We start from the raw sequence: 22556 nt of genomic DNA, 5'->3' as shown, positions 1-22556 counted from the left end.
ATTCAGTCACGGTGCTCAACGACGCTCCCAGAAACTCGGCCCGACGGGCTCTTCGAAGTCGCTCTTGGCGATGAGATATCCGTCTGCGTCGACCGTGATGGGCAGCTGGGGGAGCGGGCGGGCGGCGGGTCCGAAGATGACCTCGGCGCCGCGCGACACGTCGAACTGCGACTGGTGGCAGGGGCAGAGCAGATGGTGGGTCTGCTGCTCGTACAGCGCGACGGGGCATCCGACGTGCGTGCAGACCTTCGAGTACGCCACGATCCCGTCGTAGGACCAGTCGAGGCGGTTGTACTCGGCGGGCAGCTGCTCGGGGAGCAGCCGCATGAGGAGGACGATGGCCTTGGCCTTCTCCTCGAGGTATCCATCCAGGTGGTCGACGTCCTTGAGGGACTCCGGGATGACGTGCACGGCGGAGCCGAGTGCGACGTCGGCGGCGCGGATGGGGAGGCCGGACGGGTCGTGCGCCAGGCGCTCACCCTCCTTCCACATCGTGTGCTTCAGCAGCGCGACGGGGTCACCGGCGAGCGGGTGCTCCTCGGATGCGTGGGGAGCGAGGCCGCGGAACAGCGTCACACCCGGGACGATCGAGGCGACCAGGGCGGCGATGAGACCACCGCGGATGGCGGTGCGACGGCCGAAGCCGGATTCCTCGTTGGCCTCGCGGAAGACGTCGACGGCCGCTTCGCGGGTGGACTCTTTGCCGCGGGTCGGGTGGCGCTGCTCGATGTGCTCCTTGTCGGGCATGATCGCCTTCGACCAGTGGATCGCAGCGATGCCGATGGTGAGGAGGGCGAACCCGATCCCGAGTCCGATGAACAGGTTGTTCGCGCGGATGTCGCCGAAGGCGCCGCTCTCGATCGGGAACAGCATGTACGCGGCCACCGCCCAGAGGCTGGCGGCGAGCGAGATGTAGAACAGTGTGTAGACGGTGCGGACCGCGCGGGCCATCGCCGCCGGGTCCTTATCGGTCATCCGCTCGCGGTGCGGCGGCAGACCCGGGTTCTGCACGGGGTCGGCGACCGCGACGACGAGACCCGACGAAGGCTGAGGAGCCTTCTCGAGCGCCTGCGGCTCTTCCTCGTGTGACATTCTGCTCCTCGTCCGTGAAATTCTGTGCGTCAGTGGTGGGTCAGTTGGACTTCGCGGTGATCCACACCGAGATGCCGATCAGCGTGCCGATGCCGAAGATCCAGATGAACAGGCCTTCGGAGACCGGTCCGAGCGAACCGAGCGTGAACCCACCGACGGGTTCGCTCTTCTGCAGGTACATCAGGGACGAGATGATGTCGCGCTTCTCGTCGGGCGTGATGGTCATGTCGTTGAAGACGGGCATGTTCTGCGGGCCCGTGACCATCGCCGCGTAGATGTGCAGCGGGCTGGTCTCGGTGAGCGCGGGAGCGTACTTGCCCTCGGTCAGAGCACCACCGGCGGCGGCGACGTTGTGGCACATCGCGCAGTTGATGCGGAAGAGCTCGGCGCCCTGGGTCAGGTTGCCCTCGCCGTCGAGGGTGCGCTCGTCGGGGTAGGTGGGTCCGGGGGCGACGGACTGCACCCAGGCGGCCATCGCCTTGATCTGGTCCTCGGTGAACTGCGGCGACTTCTTCGGTGCCTGCGGACCCTGGTTCTGCAGGGGCATACGGCCGGTCGCGACCTGGAACTCGACGGACAGCTCCCCGACGCCGTAGAGCGAGGGGCCGTCGGGCGTGCCTTGGAGGTTGAGGCCGTGGCAGGTCGCGCAGTTCGCCTGGAACAGCTTCTTGCCGTCCTCGATGGTGAGGGTGGACGTCTCGGTCGACGTCGTCGACGCCATGGCGGCGGACGCACCGGCGTAGATGCCACCCGTGAGCAGCAGGCCGACGCCGATCAGAGCGGCGGCCGCCCACTTGCTGCGACGGCCCGTCTGCCGACGCGGGGTCTTGGATGCCATTGAGGAACTCAGCTCCGCTCTGTGTTACCGGATGAAGTAGATGACGGCGAAGAGGATGATCCACACGACGTCGACGAAGTGCCAGTAGTACGACACGACGATCGCGGAGGTCATCTCCTTGCGGCCGAAGTTCTTGACGGCGAAGGCGCGCCCGATGATGAGCAGGAAGGCGATGAGGCCACCCGTCACGTGCAGGGCGTGGAAGCCGGTCGTCAGGTAGAAGGCCGACGCGTAGGAGTCGGCGCTGATGGGCATGCCCTCGGCGATCAGGGTGGCGTACTCCCACACCTGACCCGAGACGAAGACCGCACCCATGATGAAGGTCACGTAGAACCACTCGACCATGCCCCACTGGCGGAAGTTCCAGAGGGATCCGCGACGGTAGGGCTGGAAGCGCTCGGCCGCGAAGACACCGGCCTGCGCCGTGAACGACGACAGCACCAGGATGAGGGTGTTCACCGCGGCGAACGGGATGTTCAGCAGGTCGGTGCGGGCAGCCCACAGCTCCGGCGAGGTGTTGCGGATCGTGAAGTAGATGGCGAAGAGGCCGGCGAAGAACATGACCTCGCTGCCGAGCCACACGATCGTGCCGACGGCCACCGGGTCCGGTCGTTTCACCGAACGCAGTGCCTGGTTGTATTTCGCGGGAGTGGTCGTCACGCTCCCCATTATGGCCGATGTTGGGGGAGGGTTTCGCATTCCTGAAGGTACTCGTCCCTTTCTCCGGCATCGGATCGCGTGATGCACGGGCCGCGAGTCGGCTGACAGAGTGCTGAGTAGGATCGGGAGGCATGGCGGACATGTACTCCTGGCCCGAAATCCTCACCTCGGTGCTCTCCGGTCAGGACCTCAGCGTGTCCGAGTCGACCTGGGCGATGCGCCAGGTGATGCAGGGCGCGGCGACCCCGTCGCAGCTCGCGGCGTTCCTCGTCGCGCTGCGCGCCAAGGGTGAGACCGTCGACGAGGTCGTCGGCTTCCGCGACGCCATCCTCGAGGCGGCCGTCCCCCTCCCGGTGCCGGCCGAGGTGCTCGACATCGTCGGCACCGGCGGCGATCGTTACGGGACCGTGAACGTCTCGACGACCGCATCGGTGGTCGTGGCGGCCACCGGCATCCCCGTCGTCAAGCACGGCAACCGCGCCGCGAGCTCGAAGTCGGGATCGTCGGACGTGCTGGCGGCCCTCGGTGTCGACCTGATGAATCCGCCCGAACGGGTCGCCGCGGTGCTCGACGAGGTGGGGATCACGTTCGCGTTCGCGTCCGCGTTCCACCCCGGGTTCCGCCATGCCGGTCCCACGCGCGCCGAGCTCGGCATCCCGACCGTCTTCAACTTCCTCGGACCGCTTTGCAATCCGGCGCGTGCCGAGGCCAACGCCGTGGGGGTTGCGCACCTGGACCGTGTGCCGCTCATCACCGGGGTCTTCCGAACGCGCGGTGCGACGGCGCTCGTCTTCCGCGGCGACGACGGCATGGACGAACTCACCACCACCGGGCACAGCCGGGTGTGGGAGATCAGCCGGGGCGACGTCCGCGAGCATGACCTCGATCCGCGTGATCTCGGGATCCCGCGGGCGGAGATCTCCGACCTCCTCGGGGGCGACGCCCCGCACAACGCCGAGGTGGTCCGTCGCGTGCTGCAGGGCGAGTCCGGTCCGGTGCGCGACATCGTGCTGCTCAACGCCGCCGCCGGGATCGTTTCGTACCGACTGTTCCGGGATGCGGGCGAGCTCCAGCGACCCTTTGTCGAGCGCCTCGCCGAGGCCCACGCCGAGGCGGCGGCGGCGGTCGACTCGGGTGCGGCCGCAGCCAAGCTCGACGCGTGGGTCGCGGCATCCGGGCGCTGAGGCCGACATGGACCCGGTCGAGGCGCTGACGGAGATCGCGGAGCTCCTGGAGCGTGATCGCGCCTCGCGGTACAAGTCGAAGGCGTTCCGCGCCGCCGCGAAGACCCTGGCGGAGTTGAGCGCGGACGAGCGGACCGACCTCCGTGGGATCCGTGCTCGGAAGGGCATCGGCGACTCCACCTTCGCCGTGATCAGCGAGGCGGTCTCGGGCCGCGTCCCCACGTATCTGGCGGATCTCCGGGAGCGCGTGGCGCCGCCACAGGCATCCGCTCTGCGGTCGCAGCTGCGCGGAGACCTGCACGCGCACTCCGAATGGTCGGACGGGCTGACGTCGATCGATCTCATGGTGGAGGCGGCCAGGGCGCTCGGTCACGAGTACCTCGCGCTCACGGACCACTCGCCGCGGCTGCGCGTCGCGCGGGGCCTGTCCGCGGAGCGGCTCCGCGAGCAACTGGCGCTCCTCCCGGGGTTCTGCGACGCAGATTTCACTCTCCTCAGCGGCATCGAGGTCGACATCCTCGACGACGGCTCGCTCGACCAGGAGGACGGGCTGCTCCGATCCCTCGACATCGTCGTCGCATCGGCGCATTCGACGCTACGGATGGAGCGCGGTCCGATGACGCGGCGGCTGGTGGCCGCGGCATCCGATCCGCGTGTCGACGTGCTGGGTCACGTGACGGGGCGGCTCGTCTCGGGATCACGCGGCACGCGTCCGCCGTCCGTGTTCGACGCGCGGGCGGTCTTCGAGGCGTGCGCCGCGCACGGGACCGCCGTGGAGATCAATTCCCGGCCCGAGCGCGAGGACCCGCCGGACGATCTGCTCGCTCTCGCGATCGAGGTGGGATGCCTGTTCTCGATCGACTCGGATGCGCACGCGCCGGGTCAGCTGTCGCTGCTCGATCACGGCGCCGTCCGCGCCGAACGCGCCGGTGTGCCCCCGGAACGCATCATCACCACATGGCCGCTGGCGCGGCTGCGGGAGTGGAAGGCGTCCCGCTGAGTCAGGCCCGCGCGGACAGCGCCGACGCGGCGCGCGTGGCGGAGGATCCGAGCGACCACGCCTCCGCGAGGCGTGCGACGGCCGCCTCGTCGGGCGCGGTGATGCGGGTGTCGACCGCGGGGAGGTCGAGGGTGCGGACGACCTCGACGACGCGGGGCGCGACGTCGAGGTAGTCGGCTGCGGCGAGAATCTTGTTTCGCACGCCGGCGCTCATCCCCTCGCCGGATTCGGCTGCCCGCCGGATGCCGGCGAGGTCGCCGTGGGCGGCGAGGAGCGTCGCGGCCGTCTTCTCGCCGACACCCGCGACCCCGGGGAGGCCGTCGGACGCATCGCCGCGCATCGCGGCGAAGTCCGCGTACTGCGTCGGGAGGATGCCGTACTTGCTGACGATGACGGCATCCGTCAGTTCTTCGAGCTTGCTCATTCCGCGCCCGGTGTAGACGACGCGGACGCCGCGGGCGTCGTCGACGAGTTGGAACAGGTCGCGGTCGCCCGTGACGACGTCGACGGGCATGCCACTGGTCGAGGCGAGCGTGCCGATGACGTCGTCGGCCTCGTGCTCGGCTGCGCCGATGATCGGGATGCCGAGGGTGCCGAGTGCCTCACGGATCACCGGCACCTGGATCTCGAGGGGATCGGGGACCTCCTCGACGTCCGGCGCGGACTCCACCTCCTGCGCGACGCGGTGGGCCTTGTACGACGGGATCAGGTCGACGCGCCACTGCGGACGCCAGTCGTCGTCCCAGCAGGCGACGAGGTGCGTCGGCTCGTAGGTGCTGACGAGCTTGGCGATCATGTCGAGGAATCCGCGCGCGGCGTTGACGGGGCGTCCATCGGGCGCCTTCACCGTGTCGGGCACGCCGTAGAAGGCGCGGAAGTAGAGGCTGGCGGAGTCGAGCAGCATGAGGAGTCCGGTCACGCGCTCATCCTCGCATTCAGCAACCGGGACCGCCGGGGTCTTCGTCGCAGGTCTGCTCGACGAGGGCCGTGTCGACGTCCACGACGCGGATGACGGTCGCGGCGGTGCCGATCTCGAGGATCCCGGGGACGGCGAACCAGCCTCCGCCGGCGTCGGCTTCGGCGACGTAGCGGATCGTCGCGCGGGCCTCGTATTCACCGGGCTCAGAGTAGCTGTGGCTCGTGTCGGTGGCGGTGAACTGCGGGACGTCGAGGTCCTGCCAGGACGTTCCGGGGGTCGTCGTCTCGCGGGTGGCGCCGTCGCCGTAGTCGAAGAGGAAGGACACCGGTGTGAACCGGACGGTCACGGGGACGTCGAAGATCTCGCCGTCGACCGTGTGCTCCGTGGCGCCGACGACGAAGTTCGTGGGCATGCCGACCACTCCGAACCCGTCGGGCTCGCCGACGACCCGCGGGGGTGCCGGCGCGAACTGCGCCACGTCGTCGATCGTGGCGGTCGTCGGGTCGGGTGCGGCGGGGGCCGGCGCCGGCTCGGCGGGCTCCTGATCGGCCTGCTCGGCGCCCGGAAGGGGCGCGCTGCCGGGCGCCGTGATCGGAGCCGAGCAGGCGAGATCGAAGGCGCAGTCCGCCAGCCACTGGTCGCGTGTGCGGCCGCCGGGGTAGTACGCGTTCGGGTCGCGCGGCGGGGGCGGGGCGAGGATCGGGGCGCTGCCACCGCCGCCGTTGTTGTTGTTGCGCGAGGGTGCGCGGGGTGTGATGGCTTCGGTCCTGGTGGCTCCGATGGAGATCGAAGAGCCATCGTTGGCGCTCTCACAGCTGGTCCAAACTGATTCGGCGGTACACGAGCCGGTGGAGCTGGAGGCACCTGCGGTCAGCAGGCCAGCGACCAGGCCCAGCGTCATCCACATGGTTCATCACCCATCGCCTGACTGTTTTCGATCACCAACTGGCGAGGTTCAGAGTTGGCTTGACCGAAATCGACTGATAGCAACTGGAAGTCATTGCGGCCCGCGGGAACGACGGAAGTGCCAGAGGGATCGAGGACGTCAACGTCTGACACATTGAGGCACACGAGCAGTGTGGCGGAGGACGTCGCGATGTCGGCCGATTCTCTCTCGATCCGGTCGATCTTCGTGAGCCCAGTCTTGGTAAGCGACTCTGCATGCAGAGTGGTGAGCTCCTTCTTTGAACCGTCAAGAGCGCTCTCCGTGAGCAGCGCATACACCGGCTCGAAGGTCGCGGGGTCGCTGAGGTCGACCTGGTTCAGGGCGTCGACGTACGCGCGGTAGGTCGCTTCGGCGGCGGCGAACGCCTCTTCTTCCGACGCGAACCCGGTCGGCGTGGGGGAGGGCGTCGGGGTGGAGGCGGGAGCGCACGCGGTGAGAGCGGCGGCGAGCGCGCTCGCCGCGAGCAGCGCTGCAGAACGTCGAGCGGTCATGCGACCACGGTAGTGACCATGCGCGCTCACCCGGTCGGTTCTCCACAGCGCGTAGGCTCGCTGGCGTCATCCACGGGGTGGGGAGGGGAACATGTCGTTCGGAGCCGCGGCATCCGCTCATCGAGGGCGTCGACCCGCGCCGGACTCGCTCTGCCCCTGCGGCCGACGCGCGTTCGGCTCGTGCTGCGGGCCCGTCCTCGCCGGCGTTCCCGCCGAGACGCCCGAGGACCTCATGCGGTCGCGGTACACCGCGTTCGCCCTGGGAGACGCCCGGCATCTGGCCGACACCTGGTTCCCCGCGACGCGTCCGGACGAGGTGTCGGTGGATGCCGCGACCACCTGGCTCGGGCTGGAGGTCCTGCGTTCCGAGACGGCCGCCGACGGCCGATCCGGGCGGGTGAGCTTCCGAGCGCGATGGTCCGACGGCGGCACCGGGGATCAGGGCGTCCTCGAGGAGGACAGCCGGTTCGTGCGGCGCGCGGGGCGCTGGTACTACGCGGACGCTCTCTGATACCCTGGAGTGTCACACGCGTGGCCCTTGTGCCGCGCCCGCGTGACATCGCACGAACCAACCACCCTGCCGCGATCGGCTGCCGCACGTCCTCGTGCGGACTGGCTCCGTGGCCCGAACACAACACCATCCAAGGACAACCCCCTACATGACTAACGCAACGACCGCCCCGGCCACCAAGCAGGTCGCCATCAACGACATCGGATCTGCTGAGGACTTCCTGGCCGCGGTCGAGAAGACCCTGAAGTTCTTCAACGACGGAGACCTCATCGAAGGCACCGTCGTGAAGATCGACCGCGACGAGGTCCTCCTCGACGTCGGCTACAAGACCGAGGGCGTCATCCCCTCGCGTGAGCTCTCGATCAAGCACGACGTCGACCCCAACGAGGTCGTCAACGTCGGCGACCAGGTCGAGGCCCTCGTGCTCCAGAAGGAGGACAAGGAAGGCCGCCTGATCCTCTCCAAGAAGCGCGCGCAGTACGAGCGTGCCTGGGGAGACGTCGAGAAGATCAAGGAGAACGACGGTGTCGTCACCGGCTCCGTCATCGAGGTCGTCAAGGGTGGTCTCATCGTCGACATCGGCCTCCGCGGCTTCCTCCCGGCGTCGCTCATCGAGCTGCGTCGCGTTCGCGACCTGACGCCGTACCTCGGCCAGGAGATCGAGGCCAAGATCCTCGAGCTCGACAAGAACCGCAACAACGTCGTCCTCTCGCGCCGCGCCCTGCTCGAGCAGACGCAGTCCGAGTCGCGTTCGAACTTCCTCAACAACCTCCACAAGGGTCAGGTCCGCAAGGGCACCGTCTCGTCGATCGTCAACTTCGGTGCGTTCGTCGACCTCGGTGGCGTCGACGGTCTCGTCCACGTCTCGGAGCTCTCGTGGAAGCACATCGAGCACGCATCCGAGGTCGTCGAGGTCGGCCAGGAGGTCACCGTCGAGATCCTCGAGGTCGACCTCGACCGCGAGCGCGTCTCCCTGTCGCTGAAGGCGACGCAGGAGGACCCGTGGCAGGTCTTCGCCCGCACCCACGCGATCGGTCAGGTCGCGCCGGGCAAGGTCACCAAGCTCGTTCCGTTCGGTGCGTTCGTCCGCGTCGCCGACGGCATCGAGGGCCTCGTGCACATCTCCGAGCTGTCGGGCAAGCACGTCGAGCTCGCCGAGCAGGTCGTCTCCGTCGGTGAAGAGGTCTTCGTCAAGATCATCGACATCGACCTCGAGCGTCGCCGTATCTCGCTGTCGCTGAAGCAGGCCAACGAGTCGGTCGACCCCAACGGCACCGAGTTCGACCCGGCCCTGTACGGCATGGTCACCGAGTACGACGAGAACGGCGAGTACAAGTACCCCGAGGGCTTCGACCCCGAGACCAACCAGTGGAAGGAAGGCTTCGACGAGGCCCGCCTCGCCTGGGAGGCCGAGTACGCCGCTGCTCAGGGTCGCTGGGAGGCTCACAAGGCCGCCGTCGCCAAGGCCCTCGAGGCCGAGGCCGCCGCTCCCGCCGACTCGGGTTCGTCGTCCTTCTCGTCCGAGGTCTCGAGCGGTGCCGGCACCCTCGCCGACGACGAGGCGCTGGCTGCTCTCCGCGAGAAGCTGTCCGGTCGCTGATCGACACCACCACGACCGAGGGGTCGGAGCCATGTGCTCCGGCCCCTCGGCCGTTTCCGGGCGTCTGACGCCGGGGCATCCGGGCCGGTAACGTTCTCCTGTGGCACATGCGGATCAGGAGGCGGCTTCCGCCGACCGCGCGCCCGCGCCTTCGCCCGCCCCCGGCGAGCGCCCCCACCGGGCGTCGCGCCCGCGCGTGCCGCTGACGGAGCTGCGCGACCGCGTCGTCGCGAACAACCAGATCCTCCTCACCGCGATCGTCGCGGGCATCTTCCTGTCGGGTTTCCCCGGCGGCTGGCTGGCGCAGGCCTCCTCGTTCGCGGCCGGCGTCGTGCTCGTCGTCGTCGCTGCCCTCGCGAGCCTCGCGGTGCCGTGGTCCCGCATAAACCCGTCGTGGGTCGCGATCGTCCCCGTGGTGGACATCGTCGCGATCGGACTGATGCGCACCTCCGACGTCCCGGGGATCGCTCTGCTGTGGGCGTTCCCCACGATGTGGCTGTCGAGCCTCGGGCGGATCTGGCTGATCGTGGGCTGCGTCGGATCGATCAGCGCCTACTGGACCGCGCTCGCCCTCGCGCCGTCGTTCGAGTTCACCTGGGGCATCATCGTCCTCCCGGCCGTGGTCATCGCGATCGGTGTCTCCACCTACAACGGCACCCGCCGTTTCCAGGCGCAACGCGCCCTCCTCGACAAGCAGAACGTCCGTCTGGCGGCGGCGCTGCGCCACGCCAGCAGGCAGGAGCAGCTGCTCACCGAGGTCCTGGACACCGTCGACTTCGGCGTCCTCCGCATCGGTACCGACGGCGAGATCACGTTCGTCAACGACGCTCTCGGCAAGTTCCAGCAGCGCATCCCGAGTTTCGGTCGCATCGACGCCACGCAGACCATCTACGCTGCGGACGGCGAGACCCCGCTCGCACCGCACGAGCGGCCGCTCGCCCGCATCCTCCGAGGCGAGACGTTCAGCGACCTCGTGGTCTGGTTCCCCGTCTCCGAGTCCCGACGGGCCGCGATCAGCCTGACCGCGCGGCGGATGAAGGATGCCGACGGCCGCCCCGCCGGCATCGTGCTCGTCGCGCGCGACGTGAGCGAGGAGCGCACCGCCCTCAAGGCGCGCGACAGTCTGGTCGCGTCGGTCTCCCACGAACTGCGGACGCCGCTGACCTCGATCATCGGGTACCTCGAGCTCGTCCTCGACCACGAGGACCTGCCTCCGGAGATCGCCCGACAGGTCGACGTCGCCTACCGCAACAGCGAGCGCCTCCTCGGGATCGTGTCGGGGATCCTCGCCGCGTCGACGGCGTCGCGGATGTCGGTCGAGGTCACCCTGTCGCCGCAGGAGACAGACCTCGCCGACGTCGTGGGGGCGGCGGCATCCGATCTCGGACCGGTGGCGCGCGACCGGGCGATCCGAATCGACACGAGCGACCTCCTCCCGACCCCCGCGTTCATCGACGCGGCGCGCATCCGGCAGGTCGCCGACAACCTGCTCAGCAACGCGATCAAGTTCAACCGCGACGGCGGCACGATCACGGTGGGCTCCTCGACCGACGGCCGGCACTCGTGGTTCCTCGTCCGGGACACCGGGATCGGGCTGTCGGTCGAGGACCAGGAGCGGGTCTTCGAACGGTTCTTCCGAGCGGAGAGCGGTGTCCCGGGAACCGGGCTCGGCCTCGCCATCAGTCGCGAGATCGTGCGGGCGCACGGCGGCGACATCACGGTGACGTCAACCCCGGGTCTCGGGACGACGTTCATGGTCCGCCTGCCCGCGACGGCGGAGACGGCGAGCGACGGCGCACTGCGCTCCGCGGCCGGGGACGGCGAGTGATGACCCTCGATCTCTTCTCGGTGACCGTCATGACGGCGATCGTCGCGCTGACGGCCGCGGGGATCTTCGTCGTCGAGACGCTGCGACGCCGGGACACGGGCGCCGGGCGCCTCTGGGCCGTCGCTTATCTCTGCGGCACCGCCACGACGTTCGCCTACATCTCGTGGGCGTCCGGCATCGGCGGCGCCGTGGCCATCGCGATCGGCAACGCCTCCTTCGCGCTCACGCCGGCCTTCATCTGGCTGGGGAACCGCCGCTTCAACGATCGACCCATCGCGCGGCCCGCCGTCATCGTGGCGGTCCTGACCGTCGCGACGTTCGTCGCGACCGTGGTGCGGGTCCCCGTGGACGGCAGCTGGGGCGGGTGGACGGTCATGGTGGTCACCATCGTCGGCCTCTTCGCGGTCGGAGGCATCGAGGCGTTGCGACGGCCCATGGGGCGCGTCGGCAACGCGCGACTGTTCGCCATCGTCCTCCTGGCGGCGGCGGTCTACTACGCCGCACGCCTCGTCGCCTTCGTGTGGAACGGACCCGAGGGCGACTTCTTCACGACCTGGTTCGGATCGGTGTCCGCGAACATCGCGACCGTCGTGCTCACGATGGTCGCCGTCGTCGTGACGTCGATCCTGCGATCGACCAAGAGCGCGACGCATCGCTTCGAGTGGCTGAGCGAGAACGGGGTGGCCGCCGACGGGGTGATGCTGTCGGGAACCTACCGCGACGCCCTCCGCGACGTCGCCGAGCGGGCGAGCTGGCGACAGGATCTGCTGAGCGTCGTCGTCGTGGGGGTGGACGGGATGGAGGAGATGGCGGCGGCCTTCGGAACGGATGCCACGGACGAGCTCGCGGCGCAATGGCGGCGGTCCGTGCGTCGACACGCCCCGGCATCCGCCTTCGTGGGGGAGGACGGCGACGCGACGATGTCGGTCTGCGTCGTCTCCGGGACGGCTGCCGAGGCGCGTCGCCAGGCCGCGGCCATCTACCGGGGCTGCATCGACGACCTCGCCGGCAATCCCACGGGGCTGCTCCCGATCGTCGGCGTCGGTGTCGCGCTGACGGAGACGGTCGGATACGACCCCGAGGTCCTCCTCAACGCCGCGCGTGCCGCGGCGCAGCGCGCGTCGCGCAGCCTCGAGGCATCCGTTCTCTTCGGCGGGATCGAGGACGGCGGCACCGCTCGGGCGTGACGGCGCCATGGCATCCTCGGAGGGTGACACTCATCGCATTGACCGGCGGCATCGCGTCGGGGAAGTCCACGATCGCGCGTCGACTCGCCGAGCACGGCGCGGTGATCGTCGATGCCGACGCGATCGTCCGCGAGGTGCAGCAGCCGGGGTCCTCGGTGCTCGCGGAGATCGCCGCGGCGTTCGGCGACGACGTCCTGACGGGCACCGGCGAGCTCGACCGACCCCGTCTCGCCTCACGCGTCTTCGGTGACGAGGATGCCGTGCGCCGCCTCAACGCGATCGTCCACCCCGCCGTGCGGGTCGAATCCGCGGCGCGCTTCGCGGCCGCGCAGGCCGCGGATCCGAGCGCGGTCGTCGTCTACGACGTCCCCCTGCTGCTCGAGGCGCGCGCGGAGGACCCCTGGGAGCTCGTCGTGGTGGCCCACGCGCCCGTCGAGCTGCGGCGGGAGCGGCTCGTCTCCCTGCGGGGGATGAGCCCCGCCGATGCGGACGCACGCATCGCATCGCAGGTCGGCGACGAGCGCCGCCTCGCGATCGCCGACGTCGTCATCGACACGTCGGGGTCGATGGCGCAGACGCTGTCGCAGGTCGACGCCCTCTGGGAGCGCCTCGCCGGCTGACACCCACGCCGACGGCGAACGCCGGAGCCGGTGTCGGAGGCCGCGCCTACGCTGGAATCATGCAGACCACGCGCTCCGTCCGCCCCTTCGAGGTCGTCAGCGAGTACCAGCCCAGCGGCGACCAGCCGCAGGCGATCGCCGACCTCGCCGCCCGCATCAACGCGGGCGAGACCGACGTCGTCCTGCTCGGCGCGACGGGTACGGGCAAGTCGGCGACGACGGCTTGGCTGATCGAGCAGGTGCAGCGTCCGACGCTCGTGCTCGCGCACAACAAGACGCTCGCGGCGCAGCTCGCCAACGAGTTCCGCGACCTCATGCCGAACAACGCGGTCGAGTACTTCGTCAGCTACTACGACTACTACCAGCCCGAGGCGTACGTCCCGCAGACGGACACCTTCATCGAGAAGGATTCCTCGATCAACGCCGAGGTGGAGCGGCTGCGCCATTCGACGACCAACTCGCTGCTGAGCCGGCGCGACGTCGTCGTGGTGTCCACGGTGTCGTGCATCTACGGCCTCGGCGCGCCCGAGGAGTACCTGCGCGCGATGGTCGCCCTGCAGGTGGGGGAGCGGTACGACCGCGACGCCCTCATCCGCAAGTTCATCGCGATGCAGTACAACCGCAACGACGTCGACTTCTCGCGCGGAAACTTCCGCGTCCGCGGCGACACGATCGAGATCATCCCGGTCTACGAGGAGTACGCCGTGCGCATCGAGCTCTTCGGCGACGAGATCGAAGCGCTGTACATGCTGCATCCGCTCACCGGCGATGTGGTGCAGAAGCATGAGAGCGTGCCGATCTTCCCGGCATCCCACTACGTCGCGGGCACCGAGACGGTCCAGCGCGCCATCGGCACCATCGAGCACGAGCTCGAGGAGCGGCTCAAGGAGTTCGAGTCGCAGGGCAAGCTGCTCGAAGCCCAGCGTCTACGCATGCGCACGACGTTCGACCTCGAGATGCTGCAGCAGCTCGGCTTCTGCTCCGGCATCGAGAACTACTCGCGGCACATCGACGGGCGCATGCCCGGTGAAGCGCCGCACACCCTGCTCGACTTCTTCCCCGACGATTTCCTGCTCGTCATCGACGAGTCCCACGTGACGGTCCCGCAGATCGGTGCGATGTACGAGGGGGATGCCTCCCGCAAGCGCACGCTCGTCGACCACGGGTTCCGGCTGCCGAGCGCGATGGACAACCGGCCGTTGCGCTTCGACGAGTTCAAGCAGCGGATCGGGCAGACCGTGTACCTGTCGGCGACCCCCGGACGGTACGAGATGGGCATCGCCGACGGCGTCGTCGAGCAGATCATCCGTCCGACCGGTCTCATCGACCCGGAGATCATCGTGAAGCCCTCGAAGGGTCAGATCGACGATCTGCTGGAGGAGATCCGGCTGCGCGTCGAGCGTGACGAGCGCGTCCTCGTCACGACGTTGACCAAGAAGATGGCGGAGGAGTTGACCGACTTCCTCGGCGAGCACGGCGTGCGCGTGCGCTACCTGCACTCCGACGTCGACACGCTGCGTCGCGTCGAGCTGCTGACCGAGCTGCGGCAGGGCGTGTACGACGTCCTCGTGGGCATCAACCTGCTGCGCGAGGGCCTCGACCTGCCCGAGGTGTCGCTCGTCGCGATCCTGGATGCCGACAAAGAAGGCTTCCTGCGGTCGGGGACGTCCCTCATCCAGACGATCGGTCGCGCGGCGCGCAACGTATCGGGCCAGGTGCACATGTACGCCGACAAGATCACGGACTCGATGGCGGCAGCCATCGAGGAGACCGAACGTCGACGCGAGAAGCAGATCGCGTACAACCTCGAGAACGGGATCGATCCGCAGCCGCTGCGCAAGAAGATCGCGGACATCACCGATGCGCTCGCCCGTGAGGCGAGCGACACGCGGGACATGATGGACGGTCGCGGCAAGGGCAAGACGAAGTCCGGCAAGGGCAAGAGTCCGACCCCGCAGCTGCGGCGCGAGGGCATCGCGGCTGAGGGTGCGAACCAGCTCGAGGCGACGATCGAGGATCTCACGCGCCAGATGCTGGCGGCGGCGGACGAGCTCAAGTTCGAGCTCGCGGGGCGCCTGCGCGACGAGGTGCAGGACCTGAAGAAGGAGCTGCGCGCCATGGAACGCGCCGGGCACGCCTGAGCGTGCTCAGGGGCAGTGCATGAGGGGGCGTTCCCCCGAGCGGTCGAAGGTGTGCGCCGACATCGGCTGACCGCACAGGGGACACGCGCGTTCGGTCCGGACCGGTTCGGGCTCGGTCTCGTAGGGACCGACCGAGGCCGGGCCCGCGTAGCGGATGAGGCGGCTGTTCCACCAGCGGTAGAACCCGCCCGCCGCGCGGATCCGTTCCCGCAGCGGGGGCCGTTGCTCGCGTTCGTCGTCCATATTGATTAGTGTACTAACTATTAGCGGAAGGGGATCGGAATGGACGAGGACGCACTCAAGCTGGAGAGTCAGCTGTGCTTCGCCATCGTCACGGCCGCCCGGAACGTCGTCTCGATCTACCGGCCGGTCCTCGAGCACCTCGGTCTGACGCACCCGCAGTACCTCGTGATGCTCGCCCTGTGGGAGCGTGCGCCGCAGTCACTCTCCGAGCTGGCGACCGCCCTCGCGGTCGAGCCCGCCAGCCTGTCGCCGACCATCAAGCGTCTCGAGGCGCAGGGCCGCGTCGTCCGGCGCCGGCGCGCGGCGGACGAACGCGTCCTCGACATCGCGTTGACCGACGAGGGAGCGGCCCTGCGCGAGCAGGCGCTGGACGTGCCGAGGCAGATCATGGCGCGCGTCGGACTCGGCGTCGCCGACGTCGAGCGGTTGAGGGACGGCCTGCAACCCTTCGCCGGACGCCGGCCGACCACCGAGGACTGATCGCCGGGAGCGAAGCACGGAGCCCGTGTCGGTGGCCCAACCTAGGATTGACCGGTGCCCATCGTCCCCGTTCCCCACGCCTCCAAACTCAGTGTCCGCGGCGCACGCGTCCACAACCTGAAGAACGTCGACCTCGAGATCCCGCGGGACTCGCTCGTCGTGTTCACCGGCCTGTCCGGGTCGGGGAAGTCGAGCCTCGCGTTCGACACGATCTTCGCCGAGGGTCAGCGCCGGTACATCGAGTCGCTCAGCTCGTACGCACGCCAGTTCCTCGGACAGGTCGACCGTCCCGACGTCGACTTCATCGAGGGTCTCAGCCCTGCGGTGTCGATCGATCAGAAGTCGACGAACCGCAACCCGCGCTCGACGGTGGGCACCATCACCGAGATCAACGACTACATGCGTCTGCTGTGGGCGCGCGTCGGCATCCCGCACTGCCCCGAGTGCGGTGAGCGCATCCAGCGGCAGACGGTGCAGCAGATCGCCGACCAGCTCATGGAGCTCCCCGAGCGCACGCGGTACCAGATCGTCGCCCCCGTCGTGTCGCAGAAGAAGGGCGAGTTCGTCGACCTCTTCAAGGAGCTGTCGGCGAAGGGTTACGCCCGTGCGATCGTCGACGGTGAGACGGTGCAGCTCGCCGAGGCGCCGACGCTCAAGAAGAGCTACAAGCACGACATCGCCGTGGTCGTCGACCGTCTGGTGGCGAGCCCCGACATCCTCAGCCGCGTCACCGACTCGGTCGAGACGGCCCTGGGTCTCGCAGGCGGCATCCTGCAGGTCAACTTCGTCGACGAAGAGGGCGACGACGCCTGGCAGAGCTACAGCGAGAAGCTGGCCTGTCCCAATGGGCACGCGCTGACCCTGACCGAGATCGAGCCGCGGACGTTCTCCTTCAACGCGCCGTTCGGCGCCTGCCCGGCCTGCTCGGGTCTGGGCACCCGCATGTCGGTCGACACCGAACTGCTGCTGGGCGACGAGGAGCTCTCCATCGCCGAAGGTGTCATCGTCCCCTGGACGACGCAGGGCAAGGGACTGTTCCAGTACTACGAGCGGCTGCTCGTGGGACTCGCGGACGACCTCGGGTTCTCGCTCGACACGCCCTGGAAGGACCTTCCGGCCGACGTGCAGGACGCCGTGCTGAGCGGCGAGAACTACAAGGTCACCGTCAAGTGGAAGAACCGCTACGGCCGCGAGATGCGGTACGCGTCGGGCTTCGAGGGCGTCATCCCGTACATCGAGCGCCAGTTCACGCAGGCCGAGACCGACACGCAGCGTCAGCGCTGGGCCGAGTTCCTCCGCGAGGTGCCCTGCCCGGTCTGCAACGGCGACCGTCTGAAGCCCGAGGTGCTGTCGGTCCTCGTCCACGGGCACTCGATCGCGGATGCCTCGCGGCTCAGCCTCGGCGAGGCGCAGCAGTTCTTCGCGCAGCTCTCGCTGACCGACCGCGAGGCGACCATCGCGGCCGCGGTCTTGCGCGAGATCCGGGCCCGACTCGACTTCCTCATCCAGGTCGGCCTCAACTACCTCAGTCTCAGCCGTGCGGCGGGCTCGCTCTCGGGCGGCGAGGCGCAGCGCATCCGTCTCGCGACGCAGATCGGCTCGGGGCTCACGGGTGTGCTGTACGTCCTCGACGAGCCCTCCATCGGACTCCACCAGCGCGACAACCGCCGACTCATCGAGACGCTCGTGCGTCTGAAGAGCCTCGGCAACACGCTGGTCGTCGTCGAGCACGACGAGGAGACCATCCACGCCGCCGACTGGATCGTCGACATCGGACCGCGCGCCGGCGTCGAGGGAGGCAACGTCGTCCACTCGGGACCGGTCGAGCAGCTCCTGACGGACCAGGAGTCCATCACCGGCGCCTACCTCAGCGGACGACGCGCCATCCGGATGCCGAAGAAGCGTCGGAAGATCGACAAGGGGCGCCAGCTGCGCGTCGTCGGGGCGCGGGAGAACAACCTCCAGAACGTCACCGTCGACTTCCCGCTCGGCGTGCTCACCACCGTCACCGGCGTGAGCGGTTCCGGCAAGTCGTCGCTCGTGAACGGCATCCTCTACGAAGTCCTCGCGACCAAGCTCAACGGTGCGCGTCGCGTCGCCGGCAAGCACACCCGGGTCACCGGACTCGAGCACCTCGACAAGGTCGTCCACGTCGACCAGGCCCCCATCGGTCGCACGCCCCGGTCGAACCCGGCCACCTACACGGGCGTCTTCGACCGCATCCGCTCGCTGTTCGCCGAGACGACCGAGGCGAAGGCGCGCGGCTACCAACCGGGTCGTTTCAGCTTCAACGTCAAGGGCGGCCGGTGCGAGGCGTGCTCGGGTGACGGCACGATCAAGATCGAGATGAACTTCCTGCCCGACGTGTACGTCGACTGCGAGGTCTGCCACGGCCAGCGCTACAACCGCGACACCCTCGCGGTGCACTACAAGGGCAAGAACATCGCCGAGGTCCTCGACATGCCGATCTCGGAGGCAGCCGACTTCTTCGAGCCGATCCAGGCGATCCACCGGTACCTGAAGACCCTCGTCGACGTGGGGCTCGGCTACGTCCGGCTGGGGCAGTCGGCCACGACGCTCTCCGGCGGTGAGGCGCAGCGCGTGAAGCTCGCCACCGAACTCCAGCGTCGCTCCAACGGGCGCACCATCTACGTGCTCGACGAGCCGACGACGGGTCTGCACTTCGAAGACGTGCAGCGCCTGCTCGAGGTCCTGAACAGCCTCGTCGACAAGGGCAACTCGGTGCTCGTCATCGAGCACAACCTCGACGTGATCAAGTCCGCCGACTGGGTCATCGACCTCGGCCCCGAGGGGGGCTCGGGCGGCGGCACGATCGTGGCGACGGGGACCCCGGAGCAGGTCGCGACCGTACCCGAGAGCCACACCGGGCAGTTCCTCGCCGAGATCCTGGAAGTGGCTCCCGCGCGCAAGGCGGGCTGACGTGGCCTCCGCTCTGCCGTACAAGCCGAAGCCGGGGGAGATCCCCACCGACCCCGGCGTCTACCGGTTCCTGGATGCCGACGGTCGGATCCTCTACGTCGGCAAGGCCAAGAACCTCCGCGCCCGGTTGTCCAACTACTTCGCGCCGCTCCACACGCTCCACGAGCGCACACGGCGCATGGTGACGACGGCCGCGAAGGTCGAGTGGACCGTCGTGAAGACCGACATCGACTCGCTCCAGCTCGAGTACACCTGGATTCAGGAGTACTCGCCGCCGTTCAACGTCCGGTACAAGGACGACAAGTCCTATCCGTACATGGCGGTGACGCTCGCCGACGAGGCGCCGCGGGTCATCGTGACCCGCAACCGCCGCATCCGCGGGGCCAAGTACTTCGGCCCGTACCCGAAGGTCTGGGCGGTCCACGACACGATCGATCAGCTCATCAAGGTGTTCCCGATCCGCACCTGCAGCGACTCGTCGTACAAGAAGGCGATGGCCTCGGGGCGGCCGTGCTTCCCCGGGCAGATCGGCCGGTGCGGCGGTCCCTGCTCGATGAAGGTCACGATCGAGGAGCACCGCGCCATCGTCGACGACTTCGTCTCGTTCATGTCCGGGAGCGACAAGCGGTTCACGAAGCGGCTCGAAGCGCGGATGCGCGAAGCGGCGGCCGCGATGGACTACGAGGCCGCGGCGTCGTACCGCGACAAGCTGCAGGCGCTCGACGCCGTCCTCAACCGCAGCGCGCTCGTGCTGAGCGAGGACACGGACGCCGACCTGTTCGGCGTGGCCGAGGACGAGCTGTCCGCGGCCGTCCAGCACTTCGTCGTCCGCGGCGGACGTGTGCGCGGCGTCCGCGCGACGACGATCGACAAGGAGCTCGACATCTCCGGGCCCGACCTCGTGGATCAGATCCTGCAGCGCGCCTACGGGGCCGCCTCTGCCGAGGACATCCCGCGCCAGGTCCTCGTGCCGACCCTTCCCGACGACTCGGCCGAGCTCGAGCAGTGGCTGCAGTCGCGGCGCGGCAAGAAGGTGACGGTGCAGATCGCGCAGCGCGGTCAGAAGGCCGACCTCATGCGGACGGCGACGCTCAACGCCCAGCAGGCGCTCATGCTGCACAAGACGCGGCGGACGAGCGACTATACGGCTCGCACCAAGGCGCTGACGGATCTGCAGGAGGCGCTCGGGATGACCGAGGCCCCGCTGCGCATCGAGTGCTTCGACATCTCGCACCTCGGCGGCACGGGGGTCGTCGGGTCGATGGTGGTGTTCGAGGACGGTCTGCCGCGCAAGGACCAGTATCGGTCGTTCTCCGTCGCCGAGACCACCGACGACACCGACTCGATGTATCAGGTGCTCACCCGACGGCTCGCGCACATCGACCGCGACGAAGCCGAGCAGGAGAAGATCGACCCGATGGCGGACGGTGAGGTGGATGCCACGCGCAAGCGCCCGCGCTTCGCCTACCGGCCTCAGCTGCTGCTCGTCGACGGCGGCCAGCCGCAGGTGCAGGCCGCGGCGCGTGCCCTGCGCGACGCCGGCCACGAGGAGATCGCCCTGTGCGGCATCGCGAAGCGTCTCGAGGAGGTGTGGCTGCCCGACGACGACTTCCCGGTGATCCTGCCGCGCTCCTCCGAGGCGCTCTACCTGCTGCAGCGGCTCCGTGACGAGGCGCATCGCTTCGCGATCACCCACCAGCGCAAGAAGCGCGGTCGGGACATCACGACGGTGCTGGCGGAGGTGCCCGGTCTCGGCGCGACGCGGATCAAGGCGCTCCTGCGTCACTTCGGATCGGTGAGCCGCCTGAAGCAGGCGACACCCGAGGAGATCCAGGAGCTGCCCGGGATCGGCCCGCGGCTCGCGGCCACGATCCACGCGCACCTGGCGGCCGGGTCGGATGCCGTGCCCTCGGGTGGTTAGGCTGAGATGACACGCGTGGAAGGCGGGGTACGGATGGACGGCCAGACGGCGGGCGAGGTCCTGATCGTCACGGGCATGTCCGGAGCCGGGCGCACGACCGCGGCGAACGCCCTCGAGGACCTCGACTGGTACGTCGTCGACAACCTGCCGCCCCAGATGCTGTCGCATCTGCTGGATCTCACGGCACTCGCAGCCGATGCGCTTCCGCGTGTCGCCGCGGTGGTCGACGTCCGCGGGCGCCAGCTCTTCGGCGAGCTGCCGTCCGTGACCCATTCGCTCCGCGACGGCCGTCAGTTGCGGGTGCTGTTCCTCGACGCCTCCGACGAGGTGCTCGTCCGCCGGTTCGAAGCCGTCCGTCGGCCCCACCCGCTGCAGGGGGAGGGGACGATCCTCGACGGCATCCGCCGTGAGCGCGAGCGCGTCGCTGCCATCCGTGAGGCCGCCGATGTCATCGTCGACACCAGCGCCCTCAACATCCATCAGCTGGCGAACCGCATCGTCGACCTGTTCAGCGCGGACGGCGACGCACGGCACACCGTCACCGTCATGAGCTTCGGCTTCAAGTACGGGTTGCCGCCGGACGTCGACCTCGTCGCGGACATGCGCTTCCTCCCCAACCCGTACTGGGAGCCCTCGCTGCGCGCCCTCACGGGGGAGGACGAGGCGGTCCGCGAGTTCGTGCTCGGTCAGGAGGGCGCACGCGAGTTCATCGACGCGTATGCGGCGGCCCTCCACCCCGTGCTCCAGGGGTATCAGCGCGAGAACAAACGTCACTCCGTGATCGCCATCGGATGCACCGGGGGCAAGCACCGCTCCGTCGTGACGTCGTTCGAGCTCGCCGAGCGTCTGGGCGCCGAACCGGGCGTGGCCGTACGGGTCACGCACCGGGACCTGGGTCGCGAATGACCCGTGCGCGAGTAAGCTGATCCTTTGTCCCCCTCGCACCCACCGAAGGATCGCCGTGCCGCTGACTGCTGACGTGAAGACGGAACTCACCTCGGTGCGTGATCCGCGGCCGACGGCCCGCGTCGCAGAACTCACCACGATCCTGCGCTTCTCGGGCGGACTCCACTCGATCGCCGGCCGGGTGGCCGTCGAGGCGGAGGTCGAGACCGACATCCTGGCCCGACGCGTGGCCCGCGACCTCGTCGAGATCTACGGCGTCCGGCCCGAACTCGCGCACGTGCAGTCCTCCGGCGGACGGACGGCGAACCTCGTCGCGGTGCGCGTCATCGAGGGCGGCGAGACCCTGGCCCGCCAGACGGGTCTGCTCGACAACCGTCGGCGACCGGTCCGCGGACTCCCGAACAAGCTGACCACCGGCGCACGCCCCGACCTCGCGGCCGTGTGGCGCGGCGCCTTCCTCGCGACCGGCACCCTGTCCGATCCGGGCCGTTCGGCGGCGCTCGAGGTCGCCTGCCCCTCGGGCGAGGCGGCCATGGCGCTCGTCGGTGCGGCGCACCGTCTCGGGATCGCCGCCAAGGCGCGCGAGGTCCGCGGCGTGCCGCGCGTCGTCATCCGCGACGGCGAGGCGATCCGCGCGACCCTCCTCATGATGGGTGCGCAGAAGACCGCCGCCGCGTGGGAGGAGATGCGGCAGCGCCGTGAGGTCCGCGCCGGCGTGAACCGCCTGGTCAACTTCGACGACGCCAACCTCCGTCGTTCCGCGCAGGCGGCGGTCGCCGCCTGCGCCCGTGTCGAGCGTGCGCTCGAGATCCTCGGCGACACCGTCCCGCCGCACCTGAGGCAGGCCGGCGACCTCCGCCTCGCGCACCGCGACGCGAGCCTCGACGAGCTCGGCCACCACGCCGATCCGCCTCTGACGAAGGATGCCGTGGCGGGCCGCATCCGCCGTCTCCTGGCGATGGCCGACAAGAAGGCCGCGCAGGACGGCATCCCCGACACCGAGTCCGCCGTCCCCGCCGGTCTCGAGGACTGACGGGATACATCCCCTC

The 22556-nt window shown here is 69.1% G+C and carries 20 protein-coding genes; 13 read left to right on the top strand and 7 right to left on the bottom strand.

Annotated elements, in window-relative coordinates:
- Positions 1–15: 15 nt before the first annotated feature.
- From ACPEH0_RS04385 to ACPEH0_RS04375, 3 genes are read right to left on the bottom strand one after another with little or no spacing between them, the layout of a single operon-like run.
- Positions 16–1092 carry a ubiquinol-cytochrome c reductase iron-sulfur subunit gene (locus ACPEH0_RS04385; RefSeq protein ID WP_217531302.1) on the bottom strand — a complete coding sequence of 359 codons (1077 nt, stop codon included), beginning with the start codon at positions 1090–1092 and terminating at the stop codon, positions 16–18.
- Between the two features lie 40 nt (positions 1093–1132).
- Positions 1133–1930 (bottom strand): c-type cytochrome, encoded by a 798-nt coding sequence (locus tag ACPEH0_RS04380; RefSeq protein ID WP_217531303.1) that lies wholly within the window; start codon positions 1928–1930, stop codon positions 1133–1135.
- A gap of 24 nt (positions 1931–1954) precedes the next feature.
- Positions 1955–2599 carry a cytochrome c oxidase subunit 3 gene (locus ACPEH0_RS04375; protein ID WP_217531304.1) on the bottom strand — a complete coding sequence of 215 codons (645 nt, stop codon included), beginning with the start codon at positions 2597–2599 and terminating at the stop codon, positions 1955–1957.
- Positions 2600–2721: 122 nt separating this feature from the next.
- Here ACPEH0_RS04375 and trpD point away from each other — a divergent pair, with 122 nt between their 5' ends.
- Both trpD and ACPEH0_RS04365 read left to right on the top strand, forming a co-directional pair.
- The gene (gene trpD, locus ACPEH0_RS04370; protein ID WP_217531305.1) at positions 2722–3774 is read left to right on the top strand and encodes an anthranilate phosphoribosyltransferase; all 1053 of its coding nucleotides are present in this window, start codon (positions 2722–2724) and stop codon (positions 3772–3774) included.
- Positions 3775–3781: 7 nt separating this feature from the next.
- Complete coding sequence (locus tag ACPEH0_RS04365; RefSeq protein ID WP_366212922.1) at positions 3782–4774, top strand: PHP domain-containing protein; 993 nt, start codon at positions 3782–3784, stop codon at positions 4772–4774.
- Position 4775: 1 nt separating this feature from the next.
- On the opposite strand, the gene ACPEH0_RS04360 is transcribed toward ACPEH0_RS04365, so the two are convergent.
- The 3 genes from ACPEH0_RS04360 to ACPEH0_RS04350 are packed head-to-tail and all read right to left on the bottom strand — an operon-like array spanning position 4776 to position 7130.
- Positions 4776–5693: a 5'-3' exonuclease gene (locus ACPEH0_RS04360; RefSeq protein WP_366212923.1), complete on the bottom strand. Its 918-nt coding sequence runs from the start codon at positions 5691–5693 to the stop codon at positions 4776–4778.
- Positions 5694–5709: 16 nt separating this feature from the next.
- Positions 5710–6594 carry a hypothetical protein gene (locus ACPEH0_RS04355; protein WP_366212924.1) on the bottom strand — a complete coding sequence of 295 codons (885 nt, stop codon included), beginning with the start codon at positions 6592–6594 and terminating at the stop codon, positions 5710–5712.
- Positions 6591–7130, bottom strand: coding sequence for a hypothetical protein (locus ACPEH0_RS04350; protein ID WP_366212925.1), 540 nt, complete (start codon positions 7128–7130; stop codon positions 6591–6593). The genes ACPEH0_RS04355 and ACPEH0_RS04350 overlap by 4 nt, the downstream gene beginning before the upstream one ends.
- Positions 7131–7221: 91 nt before the next feature.
- Between ACPEH0_RS04350 and ACPEH0_RS04345 the strand changes: the two genes are divergently transcribed.
- From ACPEH0_RS04345 to uvrB, 6 genes are all read left to right on the top strand, one after another.
- Positions 7222–7641 (top strand): YchJ family protein, encoded by a 420-nt coding sequence (locus ACPEH0_RS04345; protein WP_311283555.1) that lies wholly within the window; start codon positions 7222–7224, stop codon positions 7639–7641.
- Positions 7642–7789: 148 nt separating this feature from the next.
- Positions 7790–9241 (top strand): 30S ribosomal protein S1, encoded by a 1452-nt coding sequence (rpsA, locus tag ACPEH0_RS04340; RefSeq protein WP_064002307.1) that lies wholly within the window; start codon positions 7790–7792, stop codon positions 9239–9241.
- 100 nt (positions 9242–9341) lie between these two features.
- Positions 9342–11069 (top strand): sensor histidine kinase, encoded by a 1728-nt coding sequence (locus ACPEH0_RS04335; RefSeq protein WP_366212926.1) that lies wholly within the window; start codon positions 9342–9344, stop codon positions 11067–11069.
- Positions 11069–12256, top strand: a complete 1188-nt coding sequence (locus ACPEH0_RS04330) for a diguanylate cyclase (RefSeq protein WP_363379738.1) — start codon at positions 11069–11071, stop codon at positions 12254–12256. The genes ACPEH0_RS04335 and ACPEH0_RS04330 overlap by 1 nt, the downstream gene beginning before the upstream one ends.
- Positions 12257–12279: 23 nt before the next feature.
- A complete protein-coding gene (gene coaE, locus ACPEH0_RS04325; RefSeq protein WP_366212927.1) occupies positions 12280–12876 on the top strand; it encodes a dephospho-CoA kinase in 597 nt (198 codons plus the stop codon).
- 59 nt (positions 12877–12935) lie between these two features.
- Entirely contained in the window at positions 12936–15017 is a 2082-nt protein-coding gene (uvrB, locus tag ACPEH0_RS04320; RefSeq protein WP_366212928.1) for an excinuclease ABC subunit UvrB, read from the top strand.
- A gap of 6 nt (positions 15018–15023) precedes the next feature.
- Here the strand turns inward: uvrB and ACPEH0_RS04315 are convergent, their stop codons facing one another.
- Positions 15024–15260 carry a hypothetical protein gene (locus tag ACPEH0_RS04315; protein WP_217531314.1) on the bottom strand — a complete coding sequence of 79 codons (237 nt, stop codon included), beginning with the start codon at positions 15258–15260 and terminating at the stop codon, positions 15024–15026.
- Positions 15261–15299: 39 nt separating this feature from the next.
- On the opposite strand from ACPEH0_RS04315, the gene ACPEH0_RS04310 reads away from it, so the two are divergent.
- From ACPEH0_RS04310 to whiA, 5 genes are read left to right on the top strand one after another with little or no spacing between them, the layout of a single operon-like run.
- Entirely contained in the window at positions 15300–15740 is a 441-nt protein-coding gene (locus ACPEH0_RS04310; protein WP_366212929.1) for a MarR family winged helix-turn-helix transcriptional regulator, read from the top strand.
- 54 nt (positions 15741–15794) lie between these two features.
- The gene (uvrA, locus tag ACPEH0_RS04305) at positions 15795–18680 is read left to right on the top strand and encodes an excinuclease ABC subunit UvrA (RefSeq protein WP_366212930.1); all 2886 of its coding nucleotides are present in this window, start codon (positions 15795–15797) and stop codon (positions 18678–18680) included.
- 1 nt (position 18681) lies between these two features.
- Entirely contained in the window at positions 18682–20601 is a 1920-nt protein-coding gene (gene uvrC, locus ACPEH0_RS04300) for an excinuclease ABC subunit UvrC (protein WP_366212931.1), read from the top strand.
- 33 nt (positions 20602–20634) lie between these two features.
- Positions 20635–21507 carry an RNase adapter RapZ gene (rapZ, locus tag ACPEH0_RS04295; protein WP_217531341.1) on the top strand — a complete coding sequence of 291 codons (873 nt, stop codon included), beginning with the start codon at positions 20635–20637 and terminating at the stop codon, positions 21505–21507.
- 55 nt (positions 21508–21562) lie between these two features.
- Positions 21563–22540, top strand: coding sequence for a DNA-binding protein WhiA (gene whiA / locus ACPEH0_RS04290; protein ID WP_366212932.1), 978 nt, complete (start codon positions 21563–21565; stop codon positions 22538–22540).
- Positions 22541–22556: the final 16 nt, after the last annotated feature.

Origin of the sequence: Microbacterium sp. NPDC079356, assembly GCF_049545465.1 — a bacterium.
GTDB classification, from domain to species: domain Bacteria; phylum Actinomycetota; class Actinomycetes; order Actinomycetales; family Microbacteriaceae; genus Microbacterium; species Microbacterium gawkjiense.
This window is presented reverse-complemented; position numbering and strand designations above follow the sequence as displayed.